General features: G+C 72.2%; 16 protein-coding genes. 11 read left to right on the top strand and 5 right to left on the bottom strand.

What is annotated here, in order from left to right:
• The first annotated feature begins 61 nt into the window (after positions 1-61).
• The 3 genes from ACQP1S_RS23330 (at position 62) to ACQP1S_RS23320 (ending at position 2,956) form a co-directional block, all read left to right on the top strand.
• The gene (locus ACQP1S_RS23330; RefSeq protein WP_091237634.1) at positions 62-1,090 is read left to right on the top strand and encodes a 6-phosphofructokinase; all 1,029 of its coding nucleotides are present in this window, start codon (positions 62-64) and stop codon (positions 1,088-1,090) included.
• A gap of 81 nt (positions 1,091-1,171) precedes the next feature.
• Positions 1,172-1,990 (top strand): pyrroline-5-carboxylate reductase, encoded by an 819-nt coding sequence (proC, locus tag ACQP1S_RS23325; protein WP_091237632.1) that lies wholly within the window; start codon positions 1,172-1,174, stop codon positions 1,988-1,990.
• 12 nt (positions 1,991-2,002) lie between these two features.
• Complete coding sequence (locus ACQP1S_RS23320; RefSeq protein WP_432899145.1) at positions 2,003-2,956, top strand: aminoglycoside phosphotransferase family protein; 954 nt, start codon at positions 2,003-2,005, stop codon at positions 2,954-2,956.
• A 41-nt stretch (positions 2,957-2,997) separates the two neighbouring features.
• Here ACQP1S_RS23320 and ACQP1S_RS23315 read toward each other — a convergent pair whose 3' ends face one another.
• Positions 2,998-3,594, bottom strand: a complete 597-nt coding sequence (locus ACQP1S_RS23315) for a 5-formyltetrahydrofolate cyclo-ligase (protein WP_432899142.1) — start codon at positions 3,592-3,594, stop codon at positions 2,998-3,000.
• A gap of 134 nt (positions 3,595-3,728) precedes the next feature.
• On the opposite strand from ACQP1S_RS23315, the gene ACQP1S_RS23310 reads away from it, so the two are divergent.
• The 4 genes from ACQP1S_RS23310 (at position 3,729) to ACQP1S_RS23295 (ending at position 5,616) form a co-directional block, all read left to right on the top strand.
• The gene (locus tag ACQP1S_RS23310; RefSeq protein ID WP_432899139.1) at positions 3,729-3,974 is read left to right on the top strand and encodes a hypothetical protein; all 246 of its coding nucleotides are present in this window, start codon (positions 3,729-3,731) and stop codon (positions 3,972-3,974) included.
• Entirely contained in the window at positions 3,916-4,407 is a 492-nt protein-coding gene (locus tag ACQP1S_RS23305; protein WP_432899136.1) for a helix-turn-helix domain-containing protein, read from the top strand. Before ACQP1S_RS23310 ends, ACQP1S_RS23305 begins: the two co-directional genes overlap by 59 nt.
• 10 nt (positions 4,408-4,417) lie before the next feature.
• Positions 4,418-4,987: a PIN domain-containing protein gene (locus ACQP1S_RS23300; RefSeq protein ID WP_432899133.1), complete on the top strand. Its 570-nt coding sequence runs from the start codon at positions 4,418-4,420 to the stop codon at positions 4,985-4,987.
• Between the two features lie 275 nt (positions 4,988-5,262).
• Complete coding sequence (locus ACQP1S_RS23295) at positions 5,263-5,616, top strand: DUF2203 domain-containing protein (RefSeq protein WP_091237621.1); 354 nt, start codon at positions 5,263-5,265, stop codon at positions 5,614-5,616.
• A 133-nt stretch (positions 5,617-5,749) separates the two neighbouring features.
• Here ACQP1S_RS23295 and ACQP1S_RS23290 read toward each other — a convergent pair whose 3' ends face one another.
• Positions 5,750-6,445, bottom strand: coding sequence for a class F sortase (locus tag ACQP1S_RS23290; RefSeq protein WP_432899130.1), 696 nt, complete (start codon positions 6,443-6,445; stop codon positions 5,750-5,752).
• A complete protein-coding gene (locus ACQP1S_RS23285) occupies positions 6,442-7,305 on the bottom strand; it encodes a DUF4397 domain-containing protein (protein ID WP_432899127.1) in 864 nt (287 codons plus the stop codon). Before ACQP1S_RS23285 ends, ACQP1S_RS23290 begins: the two co-directional genes overlap by 4 nt.
• Positions 7,306-7,452: 147 nt before the next feature.
• On the opposite strand from ACQP1S_RS23285, the gene ACQP1S_RS23280 reads away from it, so the two are divergent.
• On the top strand, positions 7,453-7,947 hold the full coding sequence (locus ACQP1S_RS23280; RefSeq protein ID WP_091237616.1) for a GNAT family N-acetyltransferase: 495 nt from the start codon (positions 7,453-7,455) through the stop codon (positions 7,945-7,947).
• 3 nt (positions 7,948-7,950) lie between these two features.
• Positions 7,951-8,499, top strand: coding sequence for a GNAT family N-acetyltransferase (locus ACQP1S_RS23275; protein ID WP_432899124.1), 549 nt, complete (start codon positions 7,951-7,953; stop codon positions 8,497-8,499).
• A gap of 101 nt (positions 8,500-8,600) precedes the next feature.
• Here ACQP1S_RS23275 and ACQP1S_RS23270 read toward each other — a convergent pair whose 3' ends face one another.
• Complete coding sequence (locus tag ACQP1S_RS23270) at positions 8,601-9,293, bottom strand: NADPH-dependent F420 reductase (RefSeq protein WP_432899121.1); 693 nt, start codon at positions 9,291-9,293, stop codon at positions 8,601-8,603.
• A gap of 227 nt (positions 9,294-9,520) precedes the next feature.
• Here ACQP1S_RS23270 and ACQP1S_RS23265 point away from each other — a divergent pair, with 227 nt between their 5' ends.
• Both ACQP1S_RS23265 and ACQP1S_RS23260 read left to right on the top strand, forming a co-directional pair.
• Positions 9,521-10,324, top strand: coding sequence for an SGNH/GDSL hydrolase family protein (locus ACQP1S_RS23265; RefSeq protein ID WP_091237610.1), 804 nt, complete (start codon positions 9,521-9,523; stop codon positions 10,322-10,324).
• 204 nt (positions 10,325-10,528) lie between these two features.
• Positions 10,529-12,802, top strand: coding sequence for a glycoside hydrolase family 44 protein (locus ACQP1S_RS23260; RefSeq protein WP_432899117.1), 2,274 nt, complete (start codon positions 10,529-10,531; stop codon positions 12,800-12,802).
• Between the two features lie 210 nt (positions 12,803-13,012).
• On the opposite strand, the gene ACQP1S_RS23255 is transcribed toward ACQP1S_RS23260, so the two are convergent.
• Positions 13,013-13,501, bottom strand: coding sequence for a glutathione peroxidase (locus tag ACQP1S_RS23255; RefSeq protein WP_432899114.1), 489 nt, complete (start codon positions 13,499-13,501; stop codon positions 13,013-13,015).
• Between the last annotated feature and the right edge of the window lie 88 nt (positions 13,502-13,589).

The raw sequence follows: 13,589 nt of genomic DNA, 5'->3' as shown, positions 1-13,589 counted from the left end.
CTGACACATATCCTGGGGCTTATCCGGGCTTCACCTGACGTTCCAGGAGGATGAGCAGATCATGCGTATCGGCGTGCTCACCGGCGGCGGCGACTGCCCAGGTCTCAACGCGGTCATTCGGGCGGTGGTCCGTAAGGGCGTGGCTACTTACGGTCACGAGTTCGTGGGTTTCCGGGACGGGTGGAAGGGTCCGCTGGAGGGCCTGTCCAAGCCGCTCGGCATCCCCGAGGTGCGGGGCATCCTGCCGCGTGGCGGCACCATCCTCGGCTCGTCCCGCACCAACCCGTTCAAGATCGAGAACGGCGTGGAGCGGATCAAGGAGAACCTCGCCGCGCAGGGCGTCGACGCGCTGATCGCCATCGGTGGCGAGGACACCCTGGGTGTCGCGACCAAGCTGCACGAGCTGGGCGTCAACGTGGTCGGCGTACCGAAGACGATCGACAACGACCTGGGCGCCACCGACTACACCTTCGGCTTCGACACCGCCGTCAACATCGCCATGGAGGCGATCGACCGGCTGCACACCACCGCGGAGAGCCACCACCGCACCCTGGTCGTCGAGGTGATGGGCCGGCACGCCGGCTGGATCGCCCTGCACGCCGGCCTGGCCGGTGGCGCCAACGTGATCCTGCTGCCGGAGCGCAAGTTCGACGTCGAGCAGGTCGCCGGCTACGTCGAGAAGCGCTTCCAGCACCAGTACGCCCCGATCGTCGTGGTCGCCGAGGGCGCCCAGCCGCTCGACGGCCAGATGGTCCTGCACAACCAGGAGCTGGACGCCTTCGGGCACGTCCGCCTCGGTGGCATCGGCCAGTGGCTCGCCGAGCAGTTGGAGGCCAAGACCGGCAAGGAGGCCCGTACCGTCGTGCTCGGGCACATCCAGCGCGGTGGCACCCCGACCGCCTTCGACCGGGTGCTCGCCACCCGGCTCGGCCTCCAGGCCATCGACGCCGCCCACGAGGGTGACTGGGGCAAGATGGTCGCGATGCAGAGCACGGACATCGTCCGGGTGCCGCTGGCCGAGGCCACCCGCGAGCTGAAGACCGTCCCCGTCGAGCGCTACGACGAGGCCGAGGTCTTCTTCGGCAGCTGACCCGCCCCGCCCTTCCCCTCCGCCGTTGCGCGCCGGAGGGGAAGGGCGCACGGGACGGGGTGGACCGGACGGAAGGTGGAGATGGGGTCGGCGAAGCACACCGTCGCGGTGATCGGGGCGGGAAAGATCGGCGAGCTGGTGCTCTCCGGGCTGTTGCGGTCCGGGTGGCCGGCGCAGCGCCTGCTGGCGACCGCCCGCCGTCCCGTCCGGGCCGAGGAACTGGCCACCCGGTACGGCGTACGGGTGGTCGACAACCTGACCGCCGTGACCGAGGCGGCGGTGCTGGCGATCGCGGTGAAACCCCAGGACGCGGGCGTCCTGCTGGACGAGATCGGCCCGAAGGTGCCGGCCGACAAGCTGGTCGTCTCGCTCTGTGCCGGGCTGCCCACCAGCTTCTTCAGCCGCCGGTTGCCCGAGGGCACCCCGGTGGTCCGGGTGATGACCAACACCCCCGCCCTGGTCGACCAGGCGATGAGCGCGATCTCGGCCGGCGCGCACGCCACCGGGGAGCACCTGGCCCTGGCCGAGGAGATGTTCGCCCCGCTCGGCGCGACCCTGCGGGTGCCCGAGTCGCAGCAGGACGCGGTGACCGCGCTCTCCGGCTCCGGGCCGGCCTACTTCTACCTGCTGGTCGAGGCCATGATCGACGCGGGCATCCTGCTCGGCCTGCCCCGGCAGGTGGCGCACGAGCTGATCGTGCAGACCGCGATCGGCTCGGCGGTGATGCTGCGCGACTCCGGCGAACACCCGGTCAAGCTCCGCGAGGCCGTCACCTCCCCGGCCGGCACCACCATCTCCGCCATCCGCGAGTTGGAGAAGCACGGGGTACGCGCGGCGCTGCTCGCCGCGTTGGAAGCGGCCCGGGACCGTGCCCGCGAACTGGCCGCCCAGGCCGACTGAGGTCACTGGCCGATGTCGGACGGGGGATCGAACGACATTCCCGATCTCGGTCCGCTGCCGACACGCATCGCGGTCGACGTGGACCAGGTGCGCCGGCTCGTCGCCAGCCAGTTCCCGCACTGGGCCGACCTCCCGGTCGAGCGGGTCGCCAACGGCGGCTGGGACAACTGGACCTTCCACCTCGGTCCGGGGATGTCGGTACGCCTGCCGAGCGCGTGGGAGTACACCCAGGCGGTCGACAAGGAACACACGTGGCTTCCCGTGCTCGCCCCCCGTCTCCCGCTGCCCATACCCACCCCGCTGGCGAGAGGCGACCCCGGCGAGGGCTATCCGTACCCGTGGTCGGTCTACCGGTGGCTCGACGGCGAAACGGCGAGGGTGGATCGCATCGCCGACCCGGTCCGGTTCGCGCTCGACCTGGCCGAGTTCATCGTGGCCCTGCAAGCCGTCGATGCTGCTGACGGCCCCCGCCCGGGCCAACACAACTGGTACCGGGGCGGCACCCTGCGCACCTACGACGGGCAGGCCGGCCGGGGGCTCATCGCTCTCGACGGCCGTGTCGATGTCGATCTCGCCAGCGAGATCTGGAAGTGCGCCCTGGATGCGCCCTGGGACGGTACGGAGCGCTGGTTCCACGGTGACATCGCCCCGGGGAATCTCCTGCTCGACAATGGGCAACTCGCGGCGATCATCGACTTCGGGACGTGCGGCGTCGGCGATCCTTCCGGTGACCTGGCGGTCGCTTGGACACTGCTGACCGCCGACGGCCGGCGGGTGTTTCGGGAGCGGCTGTCCGTCGATGACGCGACATGGGCGCGCGGGCGCGGCTGGGCGCTCTGGAAGACGCTGGTCAACTACGCCAACGCGCCGGACGAGAGCGAGGCGGCGGCGATCTCACGGAGGATCCTCGACGAGATCTTCGCCGAGTACACCACCGGCGGCAGATCGAAGGGGCTGCCCGGGTAGTTGTGGCGGTGGGACGACGACCAAGGCTGACCGCGTACGGTTCATGCCGATCTCATCCGGGACGCCGCTGACGCCTTGAGGAATGGAATGGCGTCGATCTTCTGGGCGCTGAGGCTTTCCCAGTAGATGCCGGTCGGGCGCGGCCGCCGTCGGCACTCGATCACCTCATCCGGAGTGACGATCAGGTCCATGCCGAAGTCGTGCGACGACTCGGGGAGCGGCCCGTCAACCATCTGCAACGGATGGACCGTCGTCGCGAGGATGGTGGAGGGACCGACCAGGCCGGCTTCGGTGAGCAGGGCAACCTCGATATCCGAGTAGCCCGCGCCCTTTCCGAGCCGCATTCCGTCACGGTTGACCGCGACGCTGCCACACACCACCAGGTCCACGGGAAGCATCTCGCTGATGCCGACTTTCGGCGCGTGGTTCGCTGCTCCACTGCCGGCCGCGGCGTCGGCTGGCGCTGCGCGGAGGGTCGTGGGATCGAGCAGGTAGAAGGGGCGGATGTCGGCGATCTTCGGAACCGCCATGTAGAGGAGTTTGCCGTCGGCAAGTGCCCGCAGCCGCACCGGCAGTTGGGCCTTGTCCGGGTTGGACTTGATGACGCTGGCGCTTCGCCAAGCGTCATGCTGCGGCATCACGGGGTCCCGACCCTCCTTCACTGCCCGCTGGATGTGCCGAGCTCCAGTGCGCCCACGACTGGCTGACCCTGGTGCCGGCGTTCTCGCACGACCCGTTCGCCGACGTGGGGGAGCGGGGCGACGCACTGACCGTGGCGCTGGACCACCATCGGCCCGGCCAGGAGGTCTACCTGTGCGGGCCGCCGTTGATGGTGGCCGGGTCACGGCTGCGGCTGCTCGCCGCCGGGGTGCCGGCCGAGCGCATCCACCTGCCGACCGAGCATGTCGCCTCACCCTATCGTTTTTTTCGTTTTGGCGGGTATCGTGGTGACGGGATCGATGACGTCGGAGGATCTTGTGACGGTGGTACCCGCAGGCGGATCGGCGCCCAACGGTGACGAGCTGCGGCGCTTCGCCCGGCGGTCGCTGCGGGGGCGGCGGCTGCAACTGATCGTCGACGGCGGAGAACCGGTCGACGTGCCGTCCGTGGTGGGCGAGGCACTCGCCGAAGTCGTGTCGATCCTCGGTCGTGGGCGGCCGGTGCGGGTGATGGCGGAGAATGTCGAACTGTCGACCGGGGAGGCCGCCGCGATCCTGGGCGTGACCCGCCCGACGGTGGTCAAGCTGATGACCGAGGGCGTCCTGCCCTACACCCGCCCCAACTCCAGCCGCCGGGTCGCATTGCACGATGTGCTGGCCTACAAGGAGCGCCGGTCGAGAGCGCGCCGTGAGGCCCTGGACGAGCTGACAACGGACGCGATCGACATGGGCGTCTACGACGAAGCGATCCGGCGCGGCCGCAGGCCGTCGGGCGACCAGCCGGACGAGTGACCGCCCACTGATGACCGTTGCCGTGCTGGACGCCTGCGTCCTCGTGCCCAGCGTCCTCGCCGATACCCTGCTGCGCTGCGCCGAGCAGGACCTGTACCGCCCGCTCTGGACGCGGGCGATCCTCGACGAGGTTCGCCGGAACCTGCCGCCGTCGGTGCTCGGTGCCAAGGCCGAACGCAGGGTCGAGGTCATGCGAGAGCACTTTCCCACCGCGATGGTCTCGGGCTATGAGCATCTCATCGCCGAGATGACCAACGACCCCAAGGACCACCATGTGCTCGCCGCTGCCGTTGCCGCCGACGCGGAGGTGATCGTCACCGCCAACCTCCGTGACTTCCCGGACCACGCGCTCGCGCCGTACGCCATCGAGGCGTTGCACCCGGACGACTTCCTCCGCCTGCTGCTGGAGGACGACCCGGAACGAATCGCCGACATCGTCGTACAGCAGGCGGAGGCCACCGGCAGAGGCGGACGGCCGAAACTCAGTGTGGATGACGTCCTGAGCGGCCTGGCCGGTTGCCGGGCGATCCGGTTCGCGCACCGGGTCTCTCTCCAACTGGCCGAAGGTCGTTGGCCCTGACGTCTACCAGATGCTCGCCTGCTGCGTCGCCTACCGGCTATCTCGCGGGCACCTGGTCTACGCCCTCGGTGCGCGCCCACCGACCCGGCACGTCGTACGCAACGCCGGGGTCGAGATCGTCTGCCACGCACTCGACCTGGCCGCCGACCCATCGGCGCTCCTGGCTCACATCCGGGTCCTGGCTGACGAGGTCACCCGGGAAAGCTCCGGCTCGGAAGTCGACTGAAGCCGGCGACGGGTCGGTACGCAGGACGTGAGTGCCCCATACTGGCCCGGTGTTCACTCTCGCCCAGGCGCGGTACCTGGTCGCCACCCTGCAGCCCCGCATCGACGAGCTGATCGGCATCCGGGCCGACCTGGCCGAGTTACAGGCCGACCTGGCCGGCCCCGGGATGTCGGCGCTGGGTGGCCGGGCCGAGGTCAAGGCCCTGGAGGCCCGGTTGCACGGCGTGCTGGAGGATTTGAACTCGCACGACATCCAGGTCAAGGGGATCGCCCCGGTGCTGCTCGACTTCCCCGGCGAGCGCGAGGGTCGGGCGGTGCTCTGGTGCTGGCTGGAGGGCGACTCCGACGTGCGCTGGTACCACCGGGTCGAGTGCGGCTTCGCCGGCCGTCGTCCGGTCCGCTGACCCCGCCGTCGGTGCGCCGCGCGGGGCCGACGCCGGCGTCGAACCGGCCGCCGGGCTGAGCGCCACCGCCACCGGGCTGAGCGCCACCGCCACCGGGCTGAGCGCCACCGCCGCCGGGGCGGCCGTGGCCGGGTCAGTCGGCGGCGGAGCGGGGGAGGGGGTCGGCCGGCGGGTCGGTGACGGCGAAGACCACCACGTTGTCCCGGTAGTGGCCGACGCGTCGGTCGAAGTCGCCGCCGCAGGTGATCAGGCGCAGCTCGGGGACGGGCGTCGGGCCGTACACGGTGGCGGTGGGGAAGGCGTCCTTGGGGGTGCGCAGCGCGCCGGTGACCCGGAACCTCACCCGGCGGTCGCCCCGCCACACCTCGATCCGGTCGCCGGGCCGTAGTTCGCCGAGGCGGGCGAAGACGGCCGGGCCGCGCCGCGAGTCCAGGTGCCCGGCGATCACCGCCGGTCCCGGGTCACCCGGTGCGGGGCCGCCGCCGTACCAGCCCGCCCGGGTGAAGTCCGCCGGGGGGACCAGGGTGCCGGCCCGGTCCAGCCCGAGCGCGGTGAGCGCGGAGTCGACGCCGATCCGCGCCACGCGTACCCGGGTGGGGGGCGTCGGGGTGGCGCGGGGGGTGCCGGCCCCGCAACCGGCCACGCAGCCGGGCTGCCAGCTGCCGGCCGCGCTGGCCGGCCGGGCGGAGTCGGTGGTCGGGCCGCTGTCGGTGGCCGCCAGGCCGACACCGGTGCCGGCGGCCAGGCAGAGCGCCGCACCGGCCGCGACCAGGGCGGCGGCGGGCGTCCGGGCGCGGTGCCGACGGATCGCGAAGCCGGGCCCGGTCACCAGACCGGTCGCCGCCGACGCCGCACCAGCACCGTCGTGCCCACCACCACGGCCCCCGCGAGCAGCCCGCCGGCCGCCATCGGGTACGCCCCGAGCCCGCCCCCGGCGAGCCCACCGGCGCCCGCCGGCACGCCACCGGCCGGGGCGACCCCGCCACCCCGGGCGTCCTCGCGCAGCTCGGTGGTGAGCCCGCCCCGCTTGCCGTCGAGCACCAGCAGCGAGTAGACCCGACCGCCGGTGAGGGTCACCTCGGCATCGGCGGTCGGTCCGTTGCCGCCGCCGAGGCGCAGCCGCCAGCGACCCGGCTCGACCTGCCGGTATTTGGTGGTGGTGGCGAACCGGACGGCGTCGGCGATGGTGGGGCCGTCATCGGCTTTCACGTCGACCACCGGGGCGCGGACGGAGGCATGGACGACCCGTACCTTCGCCTGGCCGGCCGTCGGGGCGGTCAGGTCGTCGGTGAGCACCCGCAGGCCGAGGTCGGCATAGCGACCCACCCCGGCCACCGTGTACGCCTCGCCCGCGTCGACCGCCACCTCGGTGGTGAGCACCGGCGGTTCGCTGGCCGGGGCGCCGGCCTGCCGCATCGCCACCGCGTACCGGCCGACGGCCAGGGGCAGGTAGCGGGAGACGACGCCGTAGCCGACGGCGGGGAAGACCTGCGGCGCGTCGTTGCCGGGGGCGGAGAGGTAGACGTCCACGGCGGGGGTGTCGGGGGACAGGTGGGCCAGCCGGACGTAGCCGACGTCGCCGGCCGCCGCACTGGCCGGCGCGACGCCGGTGGTGGCCAGCGCGCTGCCGAGCAGGAGCGTGCCGGCGGCGGCGAGCAGTCGGCGTGGCGCGGTGGGGAGCTGGGGCATCTCGCCTCCGAGGGTGGTGTCGGTCCCGGCCCCCAGCGTCCCGTGAGCGGGACCCGATGGCAAGTTGACCGGCCGTCGTGTCCCGCCGTTTCCGATCAGCGTGGTTCGGGTCCACGGTCCGCCCGGCGCATCCGGTACCGTCCGTTCGTGATCAACGTTCGACGGGCCGTCGTCGCCGACGCCGGTGAGATCGTCCGCCTGCGCGGGGTGATGCTGGCCGACATCGACCAGATGGCCCCCGCGCCGGGGCCCTGGCAGCAGGCGGCCCGGGAGGTGTTGCACCGGCGGTTGGCCGAGCCCGCCGACCTGATGGCGGTCTTCGTCGTGGACGACCCGGACCGGCCGGGCGTCCTGGCGGCCTGTGCCACCGGCACCATCGAGCAGCGTCTCGGCGGCCCCGGCAACCCCGACGGCCTGGCCGGATACGTCTTCAACGTGGTCACCGAGCCGGTGCACCGTCGGCGCGGCTACTCCCGGGCCTGTCTGGAGGCGCTGCTCGACTGGTACCGGCAGCGCGGGGTCGGCAAGGTCGACCTGCGGGCTTCGCCCGACGGTGAACCGCTCTACCGGTCGCTGGGTTTCGGGCCCACTTTCGGGCCCACGTTGCGGCTGAGCCTGCCCGTCGCGCACCGGAGGAACTGACGGATGTTCGCGTTACCGCTGACCGAGGACGCCGAGCTGCGTCCGCTCTCACCGTGGCACGCGGAGGAGTTCCTGACCCACCTGGACCGGGCCCGGGAACACATCGCCCCCTGGGTGGGTGCGTCCTTCGTGGCCACCGACCTGGAGTCGGCCCGCCGGGTGCTGCGTCGGTCCGCCGACAAGTGGGCCGACGACGCCGGGGGCATCTGGGGAATCTGGCACGACGGCGTCCTGGTCGGCGGGGTGCTGTTCGTGTCGTTCAGCACGGCGACCGGGGTGGCCGAGGCGGGTTGCTGGCTGGAGCCGGCCGCCGAGGGCCGGGGCCTGGTGACCCGCGCGGCGACCCGGATCGTGGACTGGGCGATCCGGGAACGCGGCATCCACCGGGTCGAGTGGCGGACCAGCGCCGGTAACGTCCGCAGCATCGCGGTGGCCCGGCGGCTCGGCATGCGGCACGAGGGAACCCTGCGGCAGGGCGCCCCGGGGCCCGCGGGCCGGGTGGACATGGAACTCTGGGCGGTGCTGGCCGACGAGTGGCAAGCCGGACGCTGACCGCGCGGGGTGCGACGCCGCCGAGAGTGCGCGCGGCCCGTCGGGGCGGTCATGTCGGGGGCGGGACGACGGTCCCGCCCCCGTGGCGGTGGCGGCGTCGGTCAGGCGTCGGCGTAGCGGCGAGCGGCGGCCAGGGCGTCCCGGAGCCGCTGCGCGTCGGTGGGCAGTCCCGGCTGCTCGAAGCCGGCGGCCGGGTCGGCCGTGTAGATGACGCCGTACGCGGCGGTGTCCCGCTGGAACCGCCAGCCCTCGGCGAGCGGCCCGACGTCGACCGTGTCGTACCCGATGGAGTCGATGAACGCGGTGACCTCGGCCTTGGCCGTGGCGTCGTCCCCGGCGACCGGCAGCGAGGTGCGGTCGGCGGCCCCCGCCGGGCGGGCCAGGGCGAGCAGGTGCTTGAAGTAGATGTTGTTGAAGCCCTTGACCACCCGCGACTGCGGCAGGTGCCGCTGGAGCAGCTCGCTGGTGGTGGTCGACTCGTCGTCCAGCTCCGGGAAGCTGTCGTCGCGCTCCGGGTAGTAGTTGTTGGTGTCGATGACGGTCTTGCCGGCGAGCGGCGCGACGGGCACCTCCCGGTAGGCCCGGAGCGGGATGGTGACCACCACCAGGTCACCCGCTGCCGCCGCCTCGGCCGGGGTGGTCGCCCGGGCCCGGATGCCCAGCTCGTCGACCAGGTCCTTGAGCGTCTCCGGGCCGCGTGAGTTGCTGAGCACCACGTCGTGGCCGGCGGTGACCGCCAGCCGGGCCAGGGTGCTGCCGATGTTGCCGCTGCCGATGAGTCCCACAGTTGTCATGCCGGTGACCAACCGGCCCGGCCGGGTGGGTATTCCCGACTTGGTCGATGGGTTATGCGGCGGATGTCGACCGTCCACAGCGGTCCGCCGAGTCGACCGTCCGACGGCGACGTCACGCGCGGATGAACCCCTAGTCACCCCTGTTACCCATCGATGACCTTCCCTAAACATGCAATTGAGTGGTATCTATCTCCCACCACCACTTCCCCACCCCCCAGGAGTGCGACGTGCGGAGATCCCGACTCGTGACCCTCGCCGTGAGTCTCGCGGCATCCATCGGCGTGACCCTCGGCGCGGCGGTGCCCGTCCAGGCCGCACCCAGCGACCGGTACGTGGCCCTCGGTGACTCGTACGCCTCGGGCGTCGGCGCCGACAGCTACACCTCCGAGAGCGGTGCCTGCCAGCGCAGCACCAACGCCTACCCGGCGCTGTACAACACGAACGTCAAGCCCGCCTCGTACAAGTCGGTGGCCTGCTCCGGGGCGACGACCACCGACGTGGTCAACAGTCAGCTCTCCGCGCTGACCTCGACCACCACGCTGGTCAGCGTCACCATCGGCGGCAACGACGTCGGCTTCACGTCGATCATGTCGACCTGCGTGCTCCAGGGGGAGACCCAGTGCGTCGCGGCCGTGCAGGCCGCCGAGAACAAGGCCCGCGCGGAACTGCCCGCCAAGCTGGCGACCGTCTACAACGGGATCAGGTCCCGCGCGCCGTCGGCCCGGGTGGTGGTGGTCGGTTACCCGGTCTTCTACCAGCTCGGCACGGTCTGCGTGGGGCTCAGCGCGAACTCCCGCGCGAAGATCAACGAGGGCATCAACCTGGTGGACGACATCACCCGTACCGCCGCCACCTCGGCCGGCTTCACGTTCGCCGACGTGCGGTCCATCTTCGTCGGTCACCAGCTGTGCAGCTACGGCGAGAAGTGGCTGCACGCGCTGAACTTCGTCAACCTGGGCGTCTCCTACCACCCGACGGCGGCCGGCCAGTCCGGCGGCTACTACCCGGTCTTCCGCTCCGCCGCGGGCTGAGCCCGGGCGGGCCACCGCGCGCCAGGCCGCGCCGACCCCTCCGGGTGGTCGGCGCGGCCTGGTCGGTGGTGGGCGGCCGGATGGGTGCGCAGGGGTGCCGGAGGACCGGCGGGCGCGGTCCCGGGTTGACTCGGGACAAGGGAAAGCGTGATCCTTGGCCTGCGCTCCCATCGTCGAGCATCGATTCCTTAGGAAGGAACGCTCGTGCGTATCACTACCGCACTGCTCCCGGCGGCCCTTGCCGTGGCCCTCGGCGGGCTGGCCCTGCCCCAACCGGCCCGGGCCGCGACCGGCCCCGCCCTGGCCGTCGACGCCACCGCCGGCCGGCATCCGATCAGCCCGTACGTCTACGGGATGAACTTCGCCGACGCCGCGCTGGCCCGCGACATCCGACTGCCGGTGAACCGCTACGGCGGCAACGCCACGACCCGCTACAACTTCCGCGCCGACACCACCAACCGGGCGGCGGACTGGTACTTCGAGAACATCCCGAACGACAACGCCGATCCGGAGAGCCTGCCGAAGGGCTCCGAGTCCGACCGGTTCATCGCCGGGGACAAGGCCACCGGGGCCGAGACCGTGCTGACCCTGCCGATGCTCGGCTGGATCGCGAAGGAACGGGCCAGGGCCTGCGCGTTCAGCGTCGCCAAGTACGGCCCGCAGGAGTCCACCGACCCGTGGGCCCCGGACTGCGGCAACGGGAAGAAGCCCGACGGCACGAACATCACCGGCAACGACCCCCGGGACACCAGCGTCGCGGTCGGCCCCGAGTACGTCACCGACTGGATCACCCACCTCAAGACGGAGTTCGGTGCCGCCGGCGACGGCGGGGTCCGGTTCTACAACCTGGACAACGAACCCGACCTGTGGCACAGCACCCACCGCGACGTCCGGTCCGCCGGGCTCGGCTACGACGAACTACGCGACCGGACCTACGAGTACGCCGCCGCGGTGAAGGCCGCCGACCCGGGCGCGAAGGTCCTCGGGCCGGTCGGCTGGGGGCTGAACTCGATCACCTACTCCGGGCTCGACCAGGACACCTGTAGCCGTACCGGTTGCTGGTCGAACCCGCCGGACAAGGCCGCGCACGGGGGTCAGGACCTCGGCCCCTGGTACCTGGACCAGATGCGCGCCTACGAGCAGCAGCACGGCACCCGGCTGCTCGACTACTTCGACATCCACCTGTACCCGCAGCAGTCCGGGGTGTTCAGCCAGGAGCCCGGCAACGACACGACCAAGGCCCTGCGGCTGCGCTCCACCCGCCAGCTCTGGGACCCCACGTACGTCGACGAGAGCTGGATCAACCAGCCGGTCCGGTTCATCCCCCGGATGCGGGACCTGGTGGACCTGCACTACCCGGGCACCAAGGTCGCGATGACCGAGTACAGCTGGGGCGCGTACGGGGACATCAACGGTGCGCTCGCCCAGGCCGACCTGCTCGGCATCTTCGGCCGCGAGGGCCTGGACATGGCCAACCTGTGGACCGCGCCGACGACCGACCAGCCGGTGGCGCACGCCTTCCGGATCTTCCGCAACTACGACGGCGACGGCGGCGCCTTCGGCGAGACGTCGGTCCGGGCCACCAGCGCCGATCAGGACAAGCTCGCGGTCTACGCGGCCGAGCGGTCCGCCGACAAGGCGCTCACCCTGGTCGTGGTGAACAAGTCCGGCGACGAGCTGACCGCCCCGGTCGCCCTGACCGGCGTCGGGGCCGGCACCGCCGAGGTCTACCGGTACAGCGGGGCGAACCTCGCCGGTGTCGTCCGGGCGGCCGACCAGCCGGTCGGCGCGACCGGTTTCACCGCCACCTTCCCGGCCAACTCCATCACCCACCTGGTGCTGCCGGGCGGTGACGACGCCGACACCGAGGCGCCCACCGCGCCCGGTCGGCCCGTCGCCGGTGCCGTCACCACCGACAGTGTGGCGCTGAGCTGGGCACCGGCCACCGACCGGGTCGGCGTCACCGGCTACGACGTGCACCGGGTCGAGGGCACCGGCACGGAGAAGCTGGGGAGCGCCACCGGCACCTCGTTCACCGCGACCGGGCTGACCGCGGACACCGCGTACACCTTCGTGGTGACCGCGCGGGACGCGGCGGGCAACGTCTCGGCAGCCTCACCCGGGCTGACCGTGCGGACCGCCCCGGTGTCCACCCCGACCGGCGGCTGCCAGGTCAGCTACGCGGTGCTGAGCAGCTGGCCCGGCGGGTTCACCGGCCAGCTGACGATCGCCAACACCGGCGCTGCGGCGCTCGACGGATGGCAGCTCGACTTCGACTTCCCGGCCGCCGGGCAGCAGGTCGGGCACGGCTGGTCGGCGACCTGGAAGCAGACCGGGGCCTCGGTGACCGCCGAGAGCCTGAGCTGGAACGGCAGGCTCGCGCCCGGAGCCTCCGCCGCCATCGGCTTCAACGGCACCTGGACCGGGTCCAACCCGGTGCCGGCCGCCTTCACCCTCAACGGGCAGCGGTGCGCCTGAGCTGACCACGGGGCCCGGGACGGTACGCCGTCCCGGGCCCTTCCGTATCTGTCCCGGCGGGTGGCAGCGGTCCGTCCCCCGGGTGGCGGCGGTCCGTGCCGGAGCGACGGCGGTCCAATCCCGGGTGGCGGCGGTCCGTCCCGGCGGGTGGGCGGCGGCGTGGCGTACCCGGTCACGAAGGATGCCGGGACCGTGCGGACGTGCGGCTGGTCAGTGGGGGAGGACCTTGTCGATCGCGGCGCGCAGCTCGGCGGAGTCCGGGGTGACCGTGGGGGCGAACCGGGCGGCGACCGTGCCGTCCGGAGCGACCAGGAACTTCTCGAAGTTCCACCGGACGTCCCCGGTGTGTCCCTCGGCGTCGGGGGTGTCGACCAGCGCCGCGTAGAGCGGGTGCCGGGCCGGGCCGTTCACGTCGACCTTCTCGGTCAGCGGGAAGGTGACGCCATAGTTGACCTGGCAGAACTCGTCGATCTCGGTGGCCGTGCCGGGCTCCTGGCCGGCGAACTGGTTGCACGGCACGCCGAGCACCACCAGGCCCCGGTCGGCGTACCCGGTGGCCAGCTCCTGGAGGCCGGCGTACTGCGGGGTGAGGCCGCAGCGGGAGGCCACGTTCACCACCAGCAGCGCCCGGCCCCGGTAGCCGGTCAGGTCGGCGGATCCGCCGGTCAGCGCGTCGATCTCGATGTCGAAGACGGTCATGTCGTGAGGCTACGCGGCGACGCCGGCCCCGGGCGGCGGACGCCTCACCGTCCCGGCGGCGGACGCCTCGCGGTCCCCGGGTGATGAA

This window comes from Micromonospora matsumotoense, assembly GCF_050951065.1.
Lineage (GTDB): Bacteria > Actinomycetota > Actinomycetes > Mycobacteriales > Micromonosporaceae > Micromonospora > Micromonospora matsumotoensis.
The sequence above is the reverse complement of the archived record's forward strand: the minus strand, read 5'-3'. Positions and strand labels throughout refer to the sequence as shown.